Source organism: Pseudoalteromonas sp. 2CM37A (genome assembly GCF_023161885.1).
Lineage (GTDB): Bacteria > Pseudomonadota > Gammaproteobacteria > Enterobacterales > Alteromonadaceae > Pseudoalteromonas > Pseudoalteromonas atlantica.
This window is the reverse complement of record NZ_JALNTJ010000005.1, coordinates 262,913-284,060: the sequence shown is the minus strand read 5'-3', so window position 1 is coordinate 284,060 and position 21,148 is coordinate 262,913. Positions and strand designations below refer to the sequence as shown.

Sequence of the window (21,148 nt, the reverse complement as noted above, 5' to 3'; positions counted from 1 at the left end):
TATGGCAAATAATAAAAGCACCTTTTGGTGCTTTTATTTTATCTATATCAACTTAAGTGCAGTGTAATTTAGTCTTGCGCGCCTTGGCAGTGCTGCACTTTTTTCATCTTGTAAAGTAAACGCTGTGATCACTATCGAGAATAACTGCTTTTTAAAAGTAATGTTAATGACTTCGCCTATTTTAGTTTTATAAGTGTGTTGCTGATTAAACAGTTTGAGTTCACCGTTTGCTAATTGCTCAACATACAAATAGGGGGTGTGCAAAGGCAGTTTTAACCTTATAACATTTAAACTGCTTTGCTCCTGTACAGCAATCCACGCCCCATCTTTATAAAGCGTATTAAAACGCGTTATGCCCTCGGGCTGTAGTACAGAGTCGTTTTGTATTAAACACGTGCTGCACCCGTTTACACGCCTTTGCTGCCAATTTACTGGCTTGTTATTATAATAAAGCGCATCAGTTAGTAACCATTCACTACTATGGCTACTACTGGCTTTATTAATAGCGCCTTGGCTACAGGCAGCAACTAAAAAAATAATAGCTCCTTGTAAAAGTGCAGCTTTTATAAATCGGTAGCTCATTTAGCGCTCTTTAATAGCTTTAATTTGGTTAATTATAGCCTCGCTTGGCGCTGCTTCTTTTATATAGCTAGGCAATAAAGTAGAAATAGCTTGAACACGCTGCTGTTGATACAGCTTATGGCTCATCGTATTTGCCACACCAAATCGGTTACCTGCACTTTGTGAGTAAAACTGTAAGTTAATCATGCTCCACTCATCGGTATCCGTTAATACAGTAATTTGCGAGTCTTGGTTTGCATCAAAGTTAGTTAATGTATCGCCTAAAATTGCATTACAATTATAATCGACCGCCTCAGAGCCAGGCCTGTTCAATCCTGCGCTTTCATCAATAGCACTTTCATTTATATTTGCAGCGCTGCCGTTTGAATAATCAATGATAAAATCATCCGTTGATCCTGTTTGATTATTGGTATTTGGCACAAGGTCGCAGTTAATGTTGTTGGTATAAAACCGGTCGTAATAACGATCACCTTCGTTATTACCTATGCTTGCAAGCCCCGTTAATTGATATAGATAATTCATAGAGCTTAAATGATTTGGCTTAAAGTTCACTTCTTCGTCGCCGCCATGATAAAGCCCTAAATTATGCCCCAACTCATGAAAAATAGTAGACGCTTGGTAATTATTCGTCACATTTTGTGATGTTTGATCATCAACCGATAAACCCCATCCGCCCATAGTCAGCATTAGGTCATTACCATTTATTTCGGCAATACCCGAGCCACTAATGCTGCCATCTTCGTTACCACTGTTTGCCATTAATAAATAATGAAAAATTGGGCGGCGCGTTGTATCGGCATATTCCATTTTATAGGCAAATAAATTAGCAGTACCTTGGTCATATTCAAAGGGCGTGTAACTGTTAAACGGTACGGTTGTACCGCCTCCTAAATCAAAGTTAGCGGTGGAAATACCTGTGCTTTGGTCAAACAAATCGCCTACATCAAAATGCACTGTGTAACCGTTACTTGCAAATACGCTCACTACTTTTTCTAATGCTGTACGCTGTGGCGTAATACCTATATCGGTACTGTCCATATAATCAATTTCTATAAATATATCTTTTTGATTTTCCCGTGCGCCCCATTCATATAAAGGCAGCCCGCCAAACGTTGCGCCTTCTTGCTCACTGCAATCAGGGATCCCATCTAAATCTGTATCGGTATCACAGCTAATATCATTTTGCCCTGCAGGCGTATTAAACACTGAGTAAACCCAATCACTTGCTTGATTAGTATCAGTTGCATTAAGCGCACGTTTTAAGCTTGACCCTTGTTCGGCCTGCATTTGTGGTGCGTTATCGCCTTGCCATTGCGTGGTACTAACCGGTTGTTGGGTAGAATTACCAAATTTAACAAAGTCGATTGTTTGTGTGGCGGCGCTATTTAATAACTCTGCAAAGCCATTTATATACCAGTAAGGACGTAGCGCATCGCTTTGGTTACCCACCAGCACAATTTTAGGGTTATTAAGTGCCGCGCTTGCTAAAAACTCATCACCAAAACGACTTTGCAGTAAAATATAACTGCCGTTTTCTAATACTTTGTTGGGTAATGTAAATACTTGCTCTGCACTCACTGAGCTATCAAGCATATTAATTGCGCGCGTTTTTAATGAATAGTTTTGTAAATTAACAGCCTCTCCTGTGCCGTTATAAATCTCTACCCAGGGCGTATCATTAGTAAATTGCACCGATATGAGTTCGGTTATTTTTAAATCTTGGGTTGAGGTGGTAAATTCACTCACTTGGCCTGCTGTCGCAGCAGTACCAAAAAAATTAACTAATTGATCATTTACACGCACTTTGTAAAGCGTGTTTTCTGAAAAATCAGCGCTTAAGTTAACGTTTTTAAAATAGTCACTCGTCTCATCAGGCGCACCAGATACGCTCTCTACATTAAGTGCAACACAGCTTGCAAAATCATCACTTGATACCTGAACACTGCCTTCACAGCTCCCCGCGCTACTATTTACGGTTAACGAACTGCTCAGCATCACATCTGAAAACGTAATGCTAATGGGGGTGTCAACCAGTACCGGTTCATCTGCCCCATTAGGCGTTATTTCTGTCACCGTTGCAGCGCTGGTATCAATAATTGTCGTATTAAGCAAAAAGTTGGTGCTGTCTTCACCATCACTAGCAGTCAGTGTGTAGCTTTTTGCAGAAATACTATTTACAGGCGGTGTATAGCTAAAGCGCAGCGCTTGGGCATCAATAACACTCACCTGCGCCCCTTCTAGGTCATTTGGAAAAGTAATTTGTACCGTATCGCCATCGGCATCATTTACCGTCAAATTAAATTCAGCACTTAAGTTATATTGCACCTCAACGGTTACATCATCTGCCACAGGCGGATTGTTAGGCGGCACCACAATCACCGTTTTTTGGGCGCTATTAGTTGCATCGTCGTTATCTCTAACGGTGGCTAAAAAGGTAATATTGGTATTTTGAGCAACCATTGGAGCATTAAACGTAATGCTGGAGTCGGTTTGCGTAAATTCGACCACGGGGCCGTTTGTTTGCTGCCAGCTTAGCTCGCTAATGGTGCCATCGCTGTCCTGCGCTGTAGCTGTTATTGTCACTGACTCATTTTGCATTGCCTCGTCAGGCCCAGCTAAGGTAACACTAGGTGCGCTATTTAATTGCGTAATAAGTACCGTCGCACTGCTTTGTACAGTGCCCCCGGCATTGTCGGTTACAGTAACACTAAAACCAAGCGTTTCATTTTCACTTACATTTGGGGCGGTAAAGCTTAATTCACCTTCAGTTTGGCTAAATTCGATGGAGGAGCCAGCAGATTGTACCCACACTATGGTGCTAATTGTGCCATCTATGTCTTGTGCATTAGCAATTAAACTCACTTGGGTATTAGCCAGTGCACTACTTGGGCCTGTAATATTAACTGTGGGAGGGGTGTTTTGAACCGTGATAGTCCCAGAAAACACTTGCTCTGTAGTTGCGCCGTCATTATCGGTTACTAGCACCGAAAAACTAAAATCAGTGTCGCTCTCTACACTGGGGGCCGTTACTGTGAGTATGTTGCCATTAGCTGTAAAGGTAAATTCAGGCCCCGACAACTGCTGCCATTGATAACTAGAGACCTGCCCGTCACTATCGCTTGCCTGAGCCGTAATAGTAAAGGTTTGGTTAGCAACAATAACGCTGCTGCTTACATCAACACTCACAGTAGGGGCGGTATTGCCAGTTGAGCCACTATCGGTGGCGTCACTATCGCTGCCACCGCCGCCGCAACCGGCTATTAAAAGTGATAAAAAAAGTAATCCTAGCCATTTATAAACATTATTTAATACCACTTTTATGCCTCTATGATTTAGCTATACAAATTTTGGGGTACCTTAACAACGTTTAAATGAACGGTAATTTCCTCACGATCATGATACAAATGCTTAGCTTGCAACTCATAGGTTATACCGTACTTAGTAAGCTCTTCTTTGATCATCGTTAGGCATTCATAAACACTATCAAAGCGTTTTTTCATAGGCAGCTTTAAATTAAATATAAGCTCTTTGGCGTATGCGTTTACTGCCCAGTCAATCATTAGATTAGTCACTTTGGTTGGTTTTTCCACCATATCGCACACTAACCAGTTAATATTTCTTTTTTCTGGGCGGTATTTAAAACCATCGGCTCTAAAGTGTTTAACTTGGCCTGTTTCCATCAAACTATCATTCATTGGGCCATTATCTATTGCGCTAACAAACATGCCTCTGCGTACTAATTGATAGGTCCAACCGCCTGGGCAAGCGCCTAAATCAACCCCTCGCATGCCTGGTTGTACTCGCGCTTCTCGCTCTTTTTCAGGGATAAAAACATTAAAGGCTTCGTCAAGTTTTAACGTTGAGCGGCTCGGTCCGTCACTTGGCATACGTAAACGTAAAATGCCCATAAAAAACGGCGAATTATTATAACTATACGAATACCCTACATACGCGGCATTGTTTGCTAAAAATAGTACATGCATTACCGGGCGGTTTGCCTTTGGCTCACGTAATACTGTGTTTTGTTTTTCGAGTGCTTTTTTTAACGGTGTTGATATTTTCTTACAAAAGGTCAGTAGCTCTTTGCCTTCGTTAGTATCGGGGGTTTCTACGCGCAATTCACTACACAAAGGAAAATCCTTTGCGGCTTCTTTTAATGCAGTGACCCTATCTTCTACCGGCATATTTTCGATTAACGTGCCAGCAAACCACTGGCGCGCAAATACCATATTTTTAAAGTCGACCTTTTTGATTATTTCGTCGCTGTGTTGCGCTTCAAAACATTCATAAATCACGTAGCCGGTATTTGGTTTGGCTTTTACATAGCCGGCAAAACCTTGCTCGGCAGCATGAAACGTTATTTCAGCAGCCGCATCGTTTTCAAAACCACTACGACAATAAATCACAACACTAGACATATTAACCCTTAAACTCTTTAAAACTTAAATCGTGCAACTTGCACTAAAATAACAACCCAACCAATTATAAAACATAACCCACCTAATGGGGTTATTGGGCCTAACCACTTCATGCCGCTTAGGGCTAGTAAATATAAACTGCCACTAAAAAGCAGTGTACCGGCAATAAAAAAACCTCCCGCCACGGTTAAATTAATACCCCACTTAATAAGAATCGCCACGGCTATAAGCGCTAAACCATGCACCATTTGATACTCAGCTGCGGTTTTAAATACCCCGAGAGAATACTCAGTTAAACGGCTTTTTAAGCCATGCGCGGCAAATGCCCCTAACATAACCGACAGCATGCAAAAAAAGCTGCCCGTGAGTAAAAATAATTTAATCATAATTGCTCCACTCTATTGGCTATAAATTTACTTGCTTCAAGCGCTGCAGTTTCACGGTTTTGCAGCTCGCTCACACCACTTTTTTTGCGTGGTTTGAGTGAATGGTCGCCATCGCTAAGCCATACATAGCTTGGCTGCTTTGGCATAGAAAGCGTTTTAAGCTCTTCACGGGTGCCAAAGGTATCTCGCTCGCCTTGTAAGACTAAAAACGGGCAAGGTATGTCTGCAAAATGATCGGTGCGCAGCTTATCGAGCTTACCGGGCGGATGAAACGGATAGCCAAACGCTAATACACCTACAATCGGTTGTGTAGAGCTACAAGCAAGCATAGACGCCATACGCCCGCCCATCGACTTGCCGCCAATAAATAACGGTAAATTAGGCTGCGCATTTGTTAGTACTTGCTCGTAATAAGCTAACAGTTTAGGGGCTCGCTCTGGGGGTCTACGTTTTTGTGTTTGTTTAGCAATTTGCATGTATTCAAAATCAAATAAACCTACATCAATACCCTGCGCACTGATGAGTTTAGCCATATGCTGCATAAAATCAGAATCTGATCCAGCTCCGGCACCATGCGCAAATATAAACTGTGCAATAGCAGGCTGCGTTGCGCTTTTAAACCATTCAATCATTATTAATACTCTTGTTCTTGTTCAACTAAGCTCAGCATCCAATCTTTAAACGAGACTATTTTACCCAGCTCTGTTTGCGACTCTCTAATCACTAAGTAATACGCGTTTTTACTCTCTAAGCTGTGGCTAAATGGGATCACTAAACGGCCCGCGTCAATATCGGGTTTGGCAAGCACACTATTGCCTATTGCTACACCTTGACCGTGCACCGCGGCTTGGAGCACCATCGATGAGTGGCTAAATATAGGACCTTGATTCACTTGTACATTACGTACACCTGCCGTTTTCATCCAGGTTTTCCAGTTACGACGCGTGGTATCGTGTAACAAGGTGTGCTGGGCTAAGTCACTCGGTTGATTAAGCGGTTTATGCCCGCTTAATAACAGTGGGCTACATAAAGGCACTAAATACTCGGTGTGCAATTTGTAAGTTTGAACTCCACTCCAGTGGCCTCGGCCGTAGTAAATAGCAATATCTACATCATCGGTTAACGAGTTTTCGTCTTGGTCTTGCGCTTTTATACGCACATCTATTTCGGGGTGGAGTTCGTTAAATAAACTTAATCGAGGTACCAACCACTGAATTGCAAAACTCGGGGTTAAACTTACGGTAAGCGAGCCTTTTGCACCGCGAGCAAGTAGCTTTTCGGTAGCATCTATCAGCTGGGTAAAAATCTCTTTAATATCTAAAAAGTAGCCTTGGCCTTCTTCGGTTAATAATAACGAGCGATTTTTACGTAAAAACAATTTTAAGCCTAAATGCTCTTCAAGGGTTTTAATTTGATGGCTCACTGCCGCTTGCGTTACATACAGCTCTTCTGCTGCTTTAGTAAAGCTTAAATGGCGTGCCGCGGCTTCAAAGGCTTTAAGTGCGTTTAATGGGGGGACTCGTCTTGACATAGTAACCAAGCTTAGAATTAGTTTTTCTTATGCGTAAGATTATATACAGCATCGTTGTGTGTGTATATTAATGGAATAAAAAAAGCGACCTAAGTCGCTTTTTAAATATTACCTAAATAGGTGTTAAATTATAAATCGCTTGCGCTTGTATCCAGTGGTGCAAAGCTTTTAATTAAATCATCTACTGCTTTCATTTGCGATAAGTACCCTTCAAGCTTGCTAAGTGCCAATGCACATGGACCATCACACTTTGCTTCATTAGGGTTAGGGTGCGCCTCAATAAATAGGCCCGCAATGCCCAATGCCATGCCGCTGCGAGCAAGCTCGGCAGCTTGTGCACGGCGTCCATCAGCAGAGTCTGCTCGCCCGCCTGGGCGCTGTAGTGCATGAGTGGCATCAAAAATAACCGGTGCCATGGCTTTCATGTCATCCATACCTAGCATATCAACAACTAAGTTGTTGTAGCCAAAGCTTGAGCCGCGCTCACACAGTGCAACATTATCATTACCTGCTTCATTAAATTTAGTAATGATATGACGCATTTCGTGCGGTGCTAAAAACTGTGGTTTTTTCACATTAATAATGGCACCCGTTTTAGCCATAGCTACCACTAAATCGGTTTGGCGTGCTAAAAATGCAGGTAACTGAATTACATCAACCACTTCAGCAACAGGCGCTGCTTGGTGTGGTTCGTGCACGTCGGTTATAAGCGGGATATTAAAGGTATTTTTAATCTCTTCAAATATTTTTAAGCCTTCTTCCATACCAGGGCCGCGGTAAGAATTTATTGATGAGCGATTCGCTTTATCAAACGAGGCTTTAAATACATAAGGAATATTTAATTTAGACGTTACTTCTACATAGTGCTCTGCAATACGCATTGCTAAATCGCGTGACTCTAAAACATTCATACCACCGAATAATACAAATGGTTTGTCATTTGCCAGCTCAATATTATTAATATTAATTACTTGGTTGTTCATTTAAATTCCTTAAGGTGCAACTGCTTGCATCATTAATCCACAAATGTAGGCCATATATGTACCTACACCATACCCTAGTACAGCTAATAAAACGCCCACTGGCGCAAGCGAAGGGTGAAACGCAGAAGCCACCACAGGCGCCGACGCAGCGCCGCCAACGTTAGCCTGCGAGCCCACCGCCATATAAAATAACGGGGCTTTTATTAGTTTGGCTACAATCAGCATTAAACTTGCGTGTGTTAGCATCCAAATAGCCCCAATTAAAAATAACCCAGGGTTACTAAATATAGCGGTTACGTTCATATGTAAGCCAATTGATGCCACTAAAATATATAAAAAGCTTGAAGCCACTTTTGATGCGCCAAACGCTTCTATTTGCCTTACTTTAGTAAATGATAAACTAATACCAATAGTGGTTGAAATAACAATTAGCCAAAAGAATTTACTGTTTAAGCTGTACTCTTTAGCCCACGCATAATTGTTTGCAAAAAACGGCCCTAAAAAGTCAGCACAAAAATGAGCTAGCCCAGTTATACCAAATGCTATGGCAATAATGGTCATGTAGTCATTGAGTGTCGGCATGCGGGCATGCTCTGCATGGTATTGCTCAACACGGTTTTTTAAATCTTCTATGGCGGTTGTATCAGCCCCTGTTGCGGCATCAATTTTTTTATGGTTTGCGGCCATTAGTAATAAAACAGCCATCCAAATATTCGCCACAATCACATCAACGGTCACCATAACCGAAAATATATCGCCGCCCACTTCAAACATTTCTTTCATTGAGGCTTGGTTTGCGCCGCCGCCAATCCAGCTGCCGGCAACCGTTGTCATACCGCGCCAAACAGCATCTGGGCCGTGGCCGCCTACTAAATCAGGGCTAAATACACTAACTACTAAAATAGATAAAGGCCCACCAATCACAATACCCAGCGTGCCCACTAAAAACATAATTAACGCTTTGGGGCCTAAATTAATAATCGCTTTTAAATCAATACTAATAGTAAGTAAGATTAAACATGCTGGTAGCAAATAGCGCGAAGCAACATAGTAAACATTTGAACTATGCCCATCTACAATGCCAAACGTATTGAGTAAAGAAGGTAAAAAGTAACACAGCAATAATGCTGGTACATATTTATAAAATGCTTTTAGTTTGGGGTTTTCGCTGCTAGAGGTTTTAAAAATGAACCCTAAAATTACAGCAAGCAAACCCAGTACAACAGCATCATTAGTAATTAATGCAGTGTGAGTATCAGCCATATTTGTTCCTATTCTTAATGGTGTGTTTTATTATTATCTTCAAGTTCTTCTAGTTGATGCTGAATAATCTCGATTGCCGGATCGTCCGGGCACTCATCAATAAAAAACTGTAAATCATCGCGTGCCATTTTAGGACAATCTAACTGATTGAGTAAGTAACCTCTGTCGCGTCTCTCGTACGGGTCATCGCCTAATAGCTCCATTAGCAACTCAACACATACCAGCGCGTGGCCAAATTTATTTTCGCTAATAAACGACCATTTTTGCTGCGCTAAAAACAATTTATAAACTTCATCATTATAAATAAGTTCAAGTGGCTCTTGCTCTTGGCCATTTTCTTCATCCGCATTTTCAGGAATGATGTACCAGCTTTGTTGCCCACTGCTAGGCTCAATAATGTAGCCTTCTTCATCACTTATTGCGACATGCACGCTAATATCACCCTGGTTAATACACACACTGGCATCTAATTGCGCTTGCTCAAGCAAATGGCTCAATAAAATACCTAATGTGGTTATAGAGCCGCTGCGCATAGTGAGTGTATAGCTTAAGCTATTTATTTTATGCTCTGGCACCTTTAGCTCAGAGGCGCTAAATAGCCATTTGCTATAAAAAATATCAAGAAGGGCTTCTAACCTATCGTGTGGGTCTTTTTGCTTTGCGCACATAGCAGTGATCTGCTGCTCAAAGTCAGTTAATACAGAAAAAGTTGGCGCTAAATCTATTTGAGGGTCCCATTTCGACTCTGCATTAATACACCGATAAAGTGGCGGTGGAGTAAATTCATCATATGCATCATCTAAATAAGATTCGTCGTGTTCGTCATACCCGAGGGTGGTCATCAATACTACAACATTTATTAAAAAACGAAGGCGTAGTTTACCTAATTTTACGGATAGTTACCAATACAGCGAAGCTCCCACCCATAATTATACCCCAGAGGTGTGCTTTATTGTAAAAGGAGCAGGCCAGCCTGGCTGAAAAATGGTGAAGGTTATAAAGCGTGCAGAGGTGTATTAACTGTATTAACTGTTACTTAAGTTCCTTGGGGGTTTAAGTTCCTTACGTATTAGCTCCTTACGTGTAAGCCCCTTACTTATAAGTATCGTGCGTGTTTAAAAAGTATATACACGCACCGACACTTAACTTGCAACAAAGTAGGTATTATAAAAGTAGCGGCGATTTTGCCGTTGCCAAATACCCTATCGCTAAAATCACAATCGTGTTAACTACCACATACATAATTTTTGGCAGCGTATTAGTTTGTTTAGCACTAATAATACCTATCGCAATATAAATCACTACAAGCACTATTTTTTCTAATAACCATAGTTGCTCAAAGGGGTTTATTTTTGCCATGAACACCAATGTTATTGCAGAAATAAGTAATAAAGTGTCAATGCTGTGACTGCCAATAAAAACCAGTTTATTTTTGGCAAGCTTGCCACTGCTCATACGCGAAAAAGAGCGGATGTAAAATAAGATAACGCTTAGCATAGCAATTGCCATGTGTGAGTGTTTTACTGCTAAATAATCCATAAGCCTCAGTACTTTTTGTTTTGTTAAATTTAGTTAAGTGCGTTTAATACCAATCCGCTTAATTAAGTGATCTATTTTGAGGATGGAAAAACGTGTTGATAGCTAGGCAAAAAATTTGCTATTTAGTTGTTCTAAATGAGAATTTTTTAACGCTGATAGCAACACGTTTAGCCCCCTCAAAATGATTAAGTATTATTGCTGCTTGGTATAATACCAAGCCCTACGCACTGCTTTGGCTATTATGCCTCACAAACTAAAAAGCACATAGTCGCAAGGCTATGTGCTTTTTAAATTTATAGTAACGATTAACGTTGTTGTCGTTGCACGTTCTCAAATGCTAGTTGTACATTTTGCGAAAAAATCTCAATTAAATTACGTTGCGTATCGGTTATATTTTTAGGGATCCCCGATATAAATAACATCGAATTGTGATTGTACTCGCTACTACAATAAGCAAATAAATAGTTATCTTTATAAATTATGCTTTTATCTTTAAGTGCTTGATGACACGCCTCTAGTTGCTCGTTTTGCAACACCGCATCTAACTCTTTACCCTCGCTTTGCTCAAACTCACCCGTACCAGAGCGCACAATTAGCTTATCGTTACTATTTTCTTGCGTATTTTGCGCCACTAACGTAGTGGCATACACCGCTTGATCGGCAATGCCTAATAACGAGGTAAGTTGCTGCATCACCCCTTCAATAAACTGCTCTATTGAACGTGTGGCAAATATATCGCGCGAGGCAACAATAATTTTTTCAAGCCCTTCGCGAGATTGCTCTATAGAAATAATATCGCGATACGAGCGTAAGCTCGACATAATCACAGTAAACAGCTTTTGCGCTGTTAGCTCTGTTTTCGATTTATAGTCGTTAATATCGTAATTAATAATGACTTGGCGCTCAGGTGCCTGCCCAGGCTGACCGGTTCTTAAAATAATGCGAATATGATTATTATTAGCTTCTTCGCGAATAAATTTAGCAACCTGTAACCCAGCGTCATCTGTTTCCATTACCACATCTAGCAGTACAATAGCGGCATCTGGGTGCGCATTTATTAATTCTTTTGCTTCAGCGCCCGAGTATGCGCTTAAAAATTCTAAACGTTTGTTCTGAAATTCAAAATCACTCAACGCAAGCTTTGTAACAGCATGAACTTCAGGTTCGTCATCAACGATTAATACTTTCCAAGTGCCAAGCTCTACTTCACTTTCTAACTCATCTGGCTCATCTGAAAATAAAAAATCACCCATCATATTAAAGGTTCCTTAATGCATTTATAGAACACACAATCATGGCTGTTTATTATCAAATTAAGGCCACTGTGCGAGCGTTACACGATCGTTATTTCCCAAGTCTTTTACTGTTTTAATATTTATATACGCCATTTGCTTAAACAAATGCCGAGCAGCTTCACCCTGTTCAAAACCATGTTCTATTAAAAGATAGCCACTAGGGAGCAAATAGTCACGTGATTGTGTAATTATTTGTTTTATATCAGCCATTCCTGCCTCATCGGCCACTAACGCAGAAAGAGGCTCAAAGCGCACATCCCCTTCTTTTAAATGTTTATCGTCGTGTTCAATGTACGGTGGGTTGGTCACAATTAAATTAAACTGCTCGTTTTTCAGTGCGCTAAACCAGTTACTTTGCTTAACTTGCACATTATTAATGGCTAAACGCTGCTGATTACGAGTCGCTAAGGCCACCGCATCTGCTACTTTGTCGACTGCTGTAATTTGCCATGTTGGCATTTCACTGCCAAGTGCAAGTGCAATAGCGCCGGTGCCAGTGCCTAAATCAAGCACTTTTGCTTGCTCAGGCACGGTAAGTGCTAAAGCTTGCTCAACGAGTGTTTCGGTATCAGGCCTAGGAATAAGCGTCGTGGCATTCACCTCGAGCGCTAAGCTCCAAAATTCGCGCTGGCCAATAATATGCGCTACGGGTTCACCATTTAAACGCCGTTCACAAAATTCATCATATTGGCGCTGTTCGTCGCTGCTAAGTAGGTTATCTGGCCAGGTAAATAAGTAACTGCGGGGTTTTTGAAGAATATGTAATAGCAGTACTTGTGCGTCTAATTTAGCGCTGTCGCTAGTTGGTGCAAGTTTAGTTGCACCAACCGCTATTGCCTGCTCAAGCGTGTGGCTCACAATTACTCATCGCCCATTGCGGCAAGTAAATCAGCCTGATGCTCTTGCATTAATGGATCGATAATTGCGCCTAAATCACCAGTTACCACTTCGTTTAAGCGATAAAGCGTTAAATTAATACGGTGATCGGTAATACGCCCTTGCGGGTAGTTGTAAGTACGAATACGCTCAGAGCGATCGCCGCTGCCCACTAAGTTACGACGCTCAGAGGCCTCAGCCGCATGGCGTTTTTCATCTTCGGCTTGCTGTAAACGCGCGGCAAGTACCGACATCGCTTTAGCACGGTTTTTATGTTGCGAACGCTCATCCTGACACTCAACCACAACACCCGTTGGAATATGAGTAATACGAATTGCCGAGTCGGTTTTATTTACGTGCTGACCACCGGCGCCCGAGGCTCTAAAGGTATCTACTTTTATATCGGCGGTGTTTATTTCAATGGCTTCTGCTTCAGGAATTTCGGCCATTACTGCAACCGTACACGCAGAGGTATGTACACGCCCTTGCGACTCAGTCTCTGGTACACGCTGTACACGGTGAGCGCCCGATTCAAACTTAAGCTTACCGTACACACCTTCACCGCTAATATTTGCGATAACTTCTTTGTAGCCGCCGTGTTCACCTTCGTTGGTGCTCACTACTTCAACTTTCCATTTTTGTGTTTCGGCGTAACGGCTGTACATTCTAAATAAATCGCCTGCAAAAATAGCCGCTTCGTCACCACCGGTACCCGCACGTACTTCTAAAAATACATTGTTGTTATCTTTAGGATCTTTAGGAAGCATAAGCACTTGCAGCTCATCTTCTAATGATAAAATTTGCGCTTTAGCTTCTTTATATTCTTCTTGCGCCATTTCACGCATATCTGGGTCTGAATCTTTTAACATTTCTTCAGCAGTCGCTACATCGTCTTGCGCTTGTTGGTATGCTAAAAATGTTTTTACAATTTCTTCAAGCTCAGAGTATTCTTTTGAAAGAGCACGAAAGCGGTTTTGATCACTAATGACCGACGGATCGCTCAGTAGCGCTTGTACTTCTTCGTAGCGCTCTACTAAGGTTTCTAATTTACGATATACAGACTCTTTCATTTAACTGTTATTCCTGATCAATACCTAACATTTTTTTCAACTGAGTTAGTTGTGCCACTTCACCTTTTTTAGCCGCATCTTGAATTGCACGGGTAGGCGCGTGCATTAAGCGGTTGGTTAATTTATTGGCCAACTCTAATATAATTTTTTCTGCGTCTTTACCTGTATTTAGCTGACTAACCGCCCGCTCAACAAGTTCTGACTTAATGGTTTGTACGTCGTTTCGGTAGTGGCGAATTAAATCAACCGAATCGAGAGAGCGAACCCACATTTCAAATTCTTTTACGCGCTCGCTTATTATTAATTGTGCTTGTTCTGCCGCCTGTTCACGCGCGGCCATATTCTCGCTTACAATGGCTTGTAAGTCATCAACGGAATATAAATAGGCTGCGTCAAGCTCGCCTACTTGGCTTTCTATATCGCGCGGTACGGCAATATCAATAAACAGCATAGGTTTATGGCGGCGCTGTTTTAATGCTTGCTCCACCACCCCTTTACCTATTATTGGTAACGTACTGGCGGTTGAGCTAATAACAATATCGGCTTTGTGTAAACGCTCAGGTAGTTGTGCCAGCGCTATCACATCGGCCGACACTTCCTGCGCTAAACCGCGTGCACGCTCAATGGTTCTGTTGGCAACCGTAATTTGTTGCGGCTCATTTTGATATAAATGTTTAGCTACAAGCTCTATTGTTTCGCCGGCACCAATTAATAACACATTGGTTTTATCAAGCTTGCCATAAATATGTTTTGCTAAATTAACCGCAGCAAACGCCACCGACACAGCACTGGCACCAATATCGGTGTCGGTACGGACCTGCTTAGCTACCGAAAAGGTTTTTTGAAACAACCTATCAAACTTAACGCCTACGGCATCGTGTGTTTTGGCGCTATGATAAGCTTGCTTAATTTGCCCTAAAATTTGCGGCTCGCCCAATACCAATGAATCTAAGCCGCACGCAACACGCATTAAATGATTAATGGCTGCATCACCTTGGTGGCAATATATATTTTTGCTCAGTTCGTGTTCATCCAAACCATGGAAACTGGCAAGCCAGGCTAGCAGTGCTTGGGAATTTGACTGCTCAAGGCTACAATAGATTTCGGTACGGTTACAGGTAGATACAATAACGGCTTCGTTAAAGTCGGCATGACCGCTTAATTGCTGGAGCGCCTCAGACATTTGCTCAGGCGAAAAAGCCACTTTTTCACGTAATTCTACGGATGCGGTTTTGTGATTTATACCAAGTGCTATGATGGTCATATTTGCCAAATATTGCTGCGCCCTACTTTAAAGGCGGCAATTTTACCAAAAATCAGCGGAATATGGAAAGTAAGGAACAACATTTGATTCGACATTATTTAATTTTATTCACTCTTTTTTTGTTTTTAGCGGGCTGCGCCCACCAAATTGATACAAAAACAACGCTTTACGATGATTGGAAACCACGCTTAGCAGCGCAAAAAACCTGGCAAGCACAAGGTAAATTAGCGTTTATAAGCCCTGATGAGCGCCAATCTGCAAACTTAAATTGGCAACAAGACGAAAAACAAAACAACTTAGTGCTCACTACGTTTATTGGTACTCGTATATTGTCGCTTAAACAAACCCGCACAGGTGCGGTACTTGATTACGACGATAAAACATACACAGATACTAACGCCGCGTTATTATTAAAACGCTTAACCGGTTTTGACCTGCCAGTTGATAACGCCGATAACTGGTTAAAAGGCACATTAACGTCGCAAACATTAAAAGTAGACGAACTTGGCCGTGCACAACAAGTTATTTGGTACGATAACAGCAATAAAAAGTGGCAAATAACGTATTCAAACTATAAACAGCAAGGTGGCTTTTGGGTTCCTGGCAATGTCACGCTAAAACATCAGCAAATTAAAATCAAAATTCAACTCTACAATTGGCAATTTAATTAAGTATGAATACTAAAACAGCTTTTTCGGTCATTGCACCGGCAAAACTTAACTTATTTTTACACATCAATGCGCGCCGTGATGACGGTTATCACGAACTAGAAACCTTATTTACCTTTTTAAATTTTGGCGACACACTCGACTTTTCAGTTAACGAAGCGCCCACTATTTTAATAACGGGTGATACGAAAGGCATAGCAGATTGCGATAATCTCATCTATAAAGCCGCGTTATTGCTTAAAAATCACTGTGGCATTTCATCAGGTGTAAAAATAAATCTCACTAAACGTTTACCTATGGGTGGCGGTGTAGGAGGCGGTTCATCTGATGCAGCCACCACGTTACTTGCACTTAATAAAATGTGGAATACACAACTAAATATTGATGAATTAGCAAACTTAGGCTTGCAATTAGGCGCCGACGTGCCGGTATTTATTCGTGGTAAAAGCGCCATAGCACACGGTATTGGCGAACAATTGGTTGACGTAGAGCTTGAACAAAAATGGTATTGCGTTGTGCACCCTAATCAGCATGTCAGTACCGCTAAAATATTCACTCACCCAGATTTAAAACGCGATACACCAAAAATTTCAGGTGATTGGCGAACCCATAAATTAACCAACGATTGTGAGCCTTTAGTTAAAAAGCTCTGCCCCGAGGTTGAAAAAACCCTGCAGTGGTTGCTAAAATACGCCCCGTCGAAGATGACCGGAACAGGTTCATGTTGTTTTGTCGAATTTGCTAGCCAAGTTCAAGCACAAGATGTACTTGATAACCTCCCCCATACTTGGCAGGGTTTTGTTGCTTCTAGCGCAAATGTCTCACCTGCTCATACGGAGCTTGCCGCCATATTCGATCAATGAAGTAACGTACAAGTAATCATAAGTTAACGCGTAGTGGGTTTTACCTATTTACCCGTTAGTCCAAAAATTCAGTGCCTGAGGAACCCTACCGTGCCTGACATGAAGCTCTTCGCTGGTAACGCAACACCTGAGTTAGCTCAAAAAGTTGCAAAACGTTTGTATATTGAATTAGGCGATGCTGTTGTTGGCCGTTTTAGCGACGGTGAGATCAGTGTTCAAATAAATGAAAATGTTCGTGGCTCGGATGTTTTTATCTTGCAATCAACCTGTGCCCCTACTAACGATAACCTAATGGAACTTATCGTTATGGTTGATGCTCTACGTCGTGCATCAGCAGGTCGTATTACTGCCGTCATTCCTTATTTTGGTTATGCACGTCAAGACCGTCGAGTACGTTCTGCGCGCGTTCCAATTACCGCTAAAGTTGTTGCCGATTTCTTATCAAGTGTAGGTGTTGACCGCGTTCTTACGGTTGATTTACACGCTGAGCAAATACAAGGTTTCTTTGACGTACCAGTAGATAACGTATTTGGTAGCCCTGTATTACTTGAAGATATGGAAGAGCGTGAGTTTGAAGACGTTGTTGTAGTATCGCCAGATATTGGTGGTGTAGTACGTGCCCGTGCTATTGCAAAACTACTTCACGACACAGACCTTGCTATTATTGATAAACGTCGCCCTCAAGCTAACGTTTCTCAAGTAATGCATATTATTGGTGATGTTGAAGGCCGCGACTGTATTATCGTAGATGATATGATTGATACCGGTGGTACTTTATGTAAAGCCGCAGAAGCACTTAAAGAACACGGTGCTAAACGCGTATTTGCCTATGCAACGCACCCTATTTTATCTGGCAAAGCTGCAGAGAACATTCGTAACTCAGTAATTGATGAAGTAATTGTAACTGACTCAATTCCGTTATCTGATGAATTAAAAGCGCTTGATAAAGTAAAAGTACTGACTCTTGCTGACATGTTAGCCGAAACAATTCGTCGCATCAGCAATGAAGAATCTATTTCAGCGATGTTTGAACACTAAAATCACACATTCGTTGGAACATATAAGCGCCTTTTGGCGCTTTTTTTGTATGTGTTGTTTATTTTATCGGGGGGCGGTGTTATGATAGCGCGCCTTTTGGGTAGGGACCTTGGTCGCAAAGGCCCTAACACTTTTAATTATTGGAGACATTATGTCTAACGAAACTTATACTTACAACGCTGAACTTCGCGTAGAAACTGGTACTGGTGCGAGCCGCCGCCTACGTCGCGAAGACAAAGTACCTGCTATCCTTTACGGTGCAGATAAAGAAGCGGTATCGCTTACTCTTGCTCATAAAGACATGATCAAAGCACAAGAAAGCGAAGGTTTTTACACGCACATTCTTACGCTAAATGTTGGCGGCGAGTCTGTTGAAGCTATCTTAAAAGATATTCAACGTCACCCATTCAAGCCAAAAATCACTCACCTTGATTTCCAACGTGTAGATGCAACTCACAAATTAGTAACTAAAGTTCCTCTTCACTTCATCGGTGAAGAAGCAGTTACTAAAGCTGGCGCAACTGTTGTTCACCAGTTAACTGAAGTTGAGATTTCTTGTCTTCCTAAAGCACTTCCAGAATTCGTTGAAGTTAACGTTTCTAATTTAGTAGTTGGTGATTCAGTTCACATTTCTGACCTTGAACTTCCTTCAGGTGTTCAGTCTGTTGAACTAGGTAAAGGCGAAGGCCACGACCTGTCAGTAGTTACAATCAAAGCTAACAAAGCAGCTCCTACTGAAGAAGAAGCTTCAGACGCTGCTGAATAATATTTAAGGTCTTGCACCTTGAATTCTATTCAAATGCTTGTGGGCCTGGCTAATCCAGGCCCCGAATACGCAAACACACGCCACAATGCAGGTGCTTGGTTCATTGAAGAACTCGCAGCACGCTACAACTGCACGCTCAAACACGATCCTAAATATCACGGCCTAACTGGCAAAGTGATCATCCAAGGCCAAGAATTCAAATTATTGATCCCCACCACCTACATGAACTTAAGTGGTAAAGCGGTCGGTAGTTTAGCCAATTTTTTCAAAATCCCCGTGGAAAACATACTTGTTGCCCATGACGAAATGGATTTAGACCCAGGCGTTGCCAAACTTAAAAAAGGTGGCGGTCATGGCGGTCATAATGGCTTAAAAGACATTATTGCAAAAATGGCAAACCAAAAAGATTTTATGCGTTTACGCATAGGTATCGGTCATCCAGGGCATCGTGAAATGGTTACCGGTTGGGTGCTTGGAAAAGCAGCCAAAGAAGACCAAGAAAAAATGGATGCAGCGGTTGATGAAGCAGTTCGTTGTATGGAAATACTTGCAAAAGATGGTGTGTTAAAAGCACAAAACAGACTACATTCTTTTAAACCATAATCGTTTAAACGAATCTTAACAAGGTATCTTACTATGGGTTTTAAATGTGGCATCGTTGGCTTGCCTAATGTTGGTAAATCAACGCTTTTTAATGCACTAACTAAAGCGGGTATTGAAGCCGCTAACTTTCCTTTTTGTACCATCGAACCTAACACAGGTGTAGTACCGGTACCCGATCCTCGCTTAGACGAGCTAGCAAAAATTGTAAATCCTCAACGTATTCTACCTACCAGTATGGAATTTGTTGATATTGCTGGTTTAGTAAAAGGCGCATCAAAAGGTGAAGGTTTAGGAAACCAATTTCTAGCAAACATTCGTGAAACGGATGCAATTGGCCATGTAGTTCGCTGTTTTGAAGACGAAAACGTAATTCACGTTGCAGGTACTATTGACCCTGCTGACGATATTGACGTTATCAATACCGAATTAGTACTTGCCGATATGGACAGCGCTGATAAAGCAATTTTCCGTAACGCTAAAAAAGCGAAAGGCGGCGATAAAGACGCTAAAGAGCAAAATGCAGTACTTGAAAAAGTAAAAGTACACTTAGACGAAGGGTTAACACTTCGCTCTTTAGAATTAACTAAAGAAGAAAAAGCAGCAATAAGCTCTATTAACTTTTTAACTATCAAGCCAACAATGTACATTGCAAACGTTGCTGAAGATGGTTTTGAGAATAACCCACTACTTGATCGCGTTCGCGCTATAGCTGAGTCAGAAGGCGCTGTTGTTGTTCCTGTGTGTGCAGCAATCGAATCTGAGCTATCTGAGCTTGATGACGAAGATAAACTTGAGTTTATGGCTGATCTTGGCTTAGAAGAGCCAGGCCTTAACCTTGTTATTCGTGGTGGTTATGAACTACTACAATTACAAACTTACTTTACAGCAGGCGTAAAAGAAGTACGCGCATGGACAATCCCTGTTGGTGCAACAGCGCCACAAGCAGCGGGTAAAATCCATACCGACTTTGAGCGTGGCTTTATCCGTGCCCAAACTATCGCTTATGAAGACTTTATTGGCTTCAAAGGTGAAAGCGGCGCAAAAGAAGCCGGCAAAATGCGCCAAGAAGGTAAAGAATACATTGTTAAAGATGGCGATGTGATGAACTTCTTGTTCAACGTTTAATTAAACGATTGAAAACCTAAAAAGGCTCGTGTTTACGAGCCTTTTTTGTATCCTTTACTATATCCTCACTACCAAAACTTCTCTTTAACTACTTAATCGTCGCACCTGCGTTTATATAATCCCTTTGCAAAAGCACTCAAGCGGCACATATAACCAAACTAAACATTATTTAAAACGCCTTTGTGTAGTTAAAAAACCCAGTTAATACCCACTTTATTAAAATAAAATAGCGCTTTAGCTATTAAATTACGTATTGAGATATCAAATTAATGCTAAAATTTAGGTTGTACGTGATAACTTGTCGAATAATCAAACAACTTTAAACAGTGTGTTTTTATTCTTTTGATTTATCGCCATGTTTTGCATTTGAATTGCAGTCAAAAAATCATCATTTTTATTAAAATTTAGCCGCTTAGCTTAATTTTCCTGCAAACAAACACTGATAAGTGTTTTTTTGCAAAAAAGGTGTTGACGGATTTGGGTCATATCAGCATAATACGCCCCGCACTCAGCGATGAAGTGCTAACAAAAAAGATGGCTAAGTAGCTCAGCTGGTTAGAGCACATCACTCATAATGATGGGGTCACAGGTTCAAATCCCGTCTTAGCCACCATTTTTCTTTTGTTGCTCAATGAAGAGTTTAAAATAACTACCTTCCTTTGATTATTCAAAGTGAAAATGCGGGAGTGGCGGAATTGGTAGACGCGCTGGATTTAGGTTCCAGTATCTTAGGATGTGAGAGTTCAAGTCTCTCCTTCCGCACCATGTTCTGATATGAACTAAACTATCAATTGTTTTCTTTTGGGATATCGCCAAGCGGTAAGGCACCAGGTTTTGATCCTGGCATTCCCAGGTTCAAATCCTGGTATCCCAGCCAA

19 protein-coding genes, 3 tRNA genes and 1 pseudogene are annotated in these 21,148 nt (G+C 41.4%); 9 read left to right on the top strand and 14 right to left on the bottom strand.

The window, feature by feature from the left end:
• Positions 1–42: 42 nt before the first annotated feature.
• The 14 genes and pseudogenes from MTF68_RS13720 to hemA form a co-directional block, all read right to left on the bottom strand.
• Positions 43–582, bottom strand: coding sequence for a hypothetical protein (locus MTF68_RS13720; protein ID WP_248462779.1), 540 nt, complete (start codon positions 580–582; stop codon positions 43–45).
• Positions 583–3,897 (bottom strand): Ig-like domain-containing protein, encoded by a 3,315-nt coding sequence (locus tag MTF68_RS19770; RefSeq protein WP_248462777.1) that lies wholly within the window; start codon positions 3,895–3,897, stop codon positions 583–585.
• Between the two features lie 17 nt (positions 3,898–3,914).
• Positions 3,915–5,000, bottom strand: coding sequence for a 23S rRNA (cytidine(2498)-2'-O)-methyltransferase RlmM (rlmM, locus tag MTF68_RS13710; protein ID WP_004588846.1), 1,086 nt, complete (start codon positions 4,998–5,000; stop codon positions 3,915–3,917).
• A gap of 17 nt (positions 5,001–5,017) precedes the next feature.
• Complete coding sequence (locus MTF68_RS13705; protein ID WP_024034182.1) at positions 5,018–5,386, bottom strand: DUF423 domain-containing protein; 369 nt, start codon at positions 5,384–5,386, stop codon at positions 5,018–5,020.
• Complete coding sequence (locus tag MTF68_RS13700) at positions 5,383–6,018, bottom strand: alpha/beta family hydrolase (protein WP_024034183.1); 636 nt, start codon at positions 6,016–6,018, stop codon at positions 5,383–5,385. Before MTF68_RS13700 ends, MTF68_RS13705 begins: the two co-directional genes overlap by 4 nt.
• A gap of 2 nt (positions 6,019–6,020) precedes the next feature.
• Positions 6,021–6,917 carry a transcriptional regulator GcvA gene (locus MTF68_RS13695; protein WP_004588843.1) on the bottom strand — a complete coding sequence of 299 codons (897 nt, stop codon included), beginning with the start codon at positions 6,915–6,917 and terminating at the stop codon, positions 6,021–6,023.
• A 128-nt stretch (positions 6,918–7,045) separates the two neighbouring features.
• Positions 7,046–7,900 carry a 3-deoxy-8-phosphooctulonate synthase gene (gene kdsA / locus MTF68_RS13690; RefSeq protein WP_054983446.1) on the bottom strand — a complete coding sequence of 285 codons (855 nt, stop codon included), beginning with the start codon at positions 7,898–7,900 and terminating at the stop codon, positions 7,046–7,048.
• Between the two features lie 9 nt (positions 7,901–7,909).
• Positions 7,910–9,163: a DUF819 family protein gene (locus MTF68_RS13685; RefSeq protein WP_064384855.1), complete on the bottom strand. Its 1,254-nt coding sequence runs from the start codon at positions 9,161–9,163 to the stop codon at positions 7,910–7,912.
• Between the two features lie 14 nt (positions 9,164–9,177).
• Positions 9,178–10,005: a tetratricopeptide repeat protein gene (locus MTF68_RS13680; RefSeq protein ID WP_248462776.1), complete on the bottom strand. Its 828-nt coding sequence runs from the start codon at positions 10,003–10,005 to the stop codon at positions 9,178–9,180.
• A 322-nt stretch (positions 10,006–10,327) separates the two neighbouring features.
• Positions 10,328–10,702, bottom strand: coding sequence for a SirB2 family protein (locus MTF68_RS13675; RefSeq protein WP_248450683.1), 375 nt, complete (start codon positions 10,700–10,702; stop codon positions 10,328–10,330).
• Positions 10,703–11,022: 320 nt separating this feature from the next.
• Positions 11,023–11,958, bottom strand: a pseudogene (locus tag MTF68_RS13670) (DUF3369 domain-containing protein); the annotation flags it as partial.
• A 57-nt stretch (positions 11,959–12,015) separates the two neighbouring features.
• Positions 12,016–12,855, bottom strand: a complete 840-nt coding sequence (prmC, locus tag MTF68_RS13665; RefSeq protein WP_248462775.1) for a peptide chain release factor N(5)-glutamine methyltransferase — start codon at positions 12,853–12,855, stop codon at positions 12,016–12,018.
• A gap of 2 nt (positions 12,856–12,857) precedes the next feature.
• Positions 12,858–13,943, bottom strand: a complete 1,086-nt coding sequence (prfA, locus tag MTF68_RS13660) for a peptide chain release factor 1 (protein ID WP_004588836.1) — start codon at positions 13,941–13,943, stop codon at positions 12,858–12,860.
• A gap of 7 nt (positions 13,944–13,950) precedes the next feature.
• Positions 13,951–15,207: a glutamyl-tRNA reductase gene (hemA, locus tag MTF68_RS13655; protein WP_004588835.1), complete on the bottom strand. Its 1,257-nt coding sequence runs from the start codon at positions 15,205–15,207 to the stop codon at positions 13,951–13,953.
• A gap of 83 nt (positions 15,208–15,290) precedes the next feature.
• Between hemA and lolB the strand changes: the two genes are divergently transcribed.
• From lolB to MTF68_RS13610, 9 genes are all read left to right on the top strand, one after another.
• Positions 15,291–15,878 carry a lipoprotein insertase outer membrane protein LolB gene (gene lolB / locus MTF68_RS13650; RefSeq protein WP_004588834.1) on the top strand — a complete coding sequence of 196 codons (588 nt, stop codon included), beginning with the start codon at positions 15,291–15,293 and terminating at the stop codon, positions 15,876–15,878.
• A gap of 2 nt (positions 15,879–15,880) precedes the next feature.
• Positions 15,881–16,738, top strand: a complete 858-nt coding sequence (gene ispE, locus MTF68_RS13645; RefSeq protein WP_004588833.1) for a 4-(cytidine 5'-diphospho)-2-C-methyl-D-erythritol kinase — start codon at positions 15,881–15,883, stop codon at positions 16,736–16,738.
• Positions 16,739–16,828: 90 nt separating this feature from the next.
• Positions 16,829–17,776, top strand: a complete 948-nt coding sequence (locus MTF68_RS13640) for a ribose-phosphate pyrophosphokinase (protein ID WP_004588832.1) — start codon at positions 16,829–16,831, stop codon at positions 17,774–17,776.
• A 151-nt stretch (positions 17,777–17,927) separates the two neighbouring features.
• The gene (locus MTF68_RS13635; RefSeq protein WP_004588831.1) at positions 17,928–18,542 is read left to right on the top strand and encodes a 50S ribosomal protein L25/general stress protein Ctc; all 615 of its coding nucleotides are present in this window, start codon (positions 17,928–17,930) and stop codon (positions 18,540–18,542) included.
• 18 nt (positions 18,543–18,560) lie between these two features.
• Positions 18,561–19,145, top strand: coding sequence for an aminoacyl-tRNA hydrolase (pth, locus tag MTF68_RS13630; RefSeq protein WP_024033868.1), 585 nt, complete (start codon positions 18,561–18,563; stop codon positions 19,143–19,145).
• 33 nt (positions 19,146–19,178) lie between these two features.
• The gene (gene ychF / locus MTF68_RS13625; RefSeq protein WP_248462774.1) at positions 19,179–20,270 is read left to right on the top strand and encodes a redox-regulated ATPase YchF; all 1,092 of its coding nucleotides are present in this window, start codon (positions 19,179–19,181) and stop codon (positions 20,268–20,270) included.
• Between the two features lie 536 nt (positions 20,271–20,806).
• Positions 20,807–20,883, top strand: a tRNA-Met gene (locus MTF68_RS13620).
• 67 nt (positions 20,884–20,950) lie between these two features.
• A tRNA-Leu gene (locus MTF68_RS13615) sits at positions 20,951–21,035 on the top strand.
• A 37-nt stretch (positions 21,036–21,072) separates the two neighbouring features.
• A tRNA-Gln gene (locus MTF68_RS13610) sits at positions 21,073–21,147 on the top strand.
• Position 21,148 lies beyond the last annotated feature (1 nt).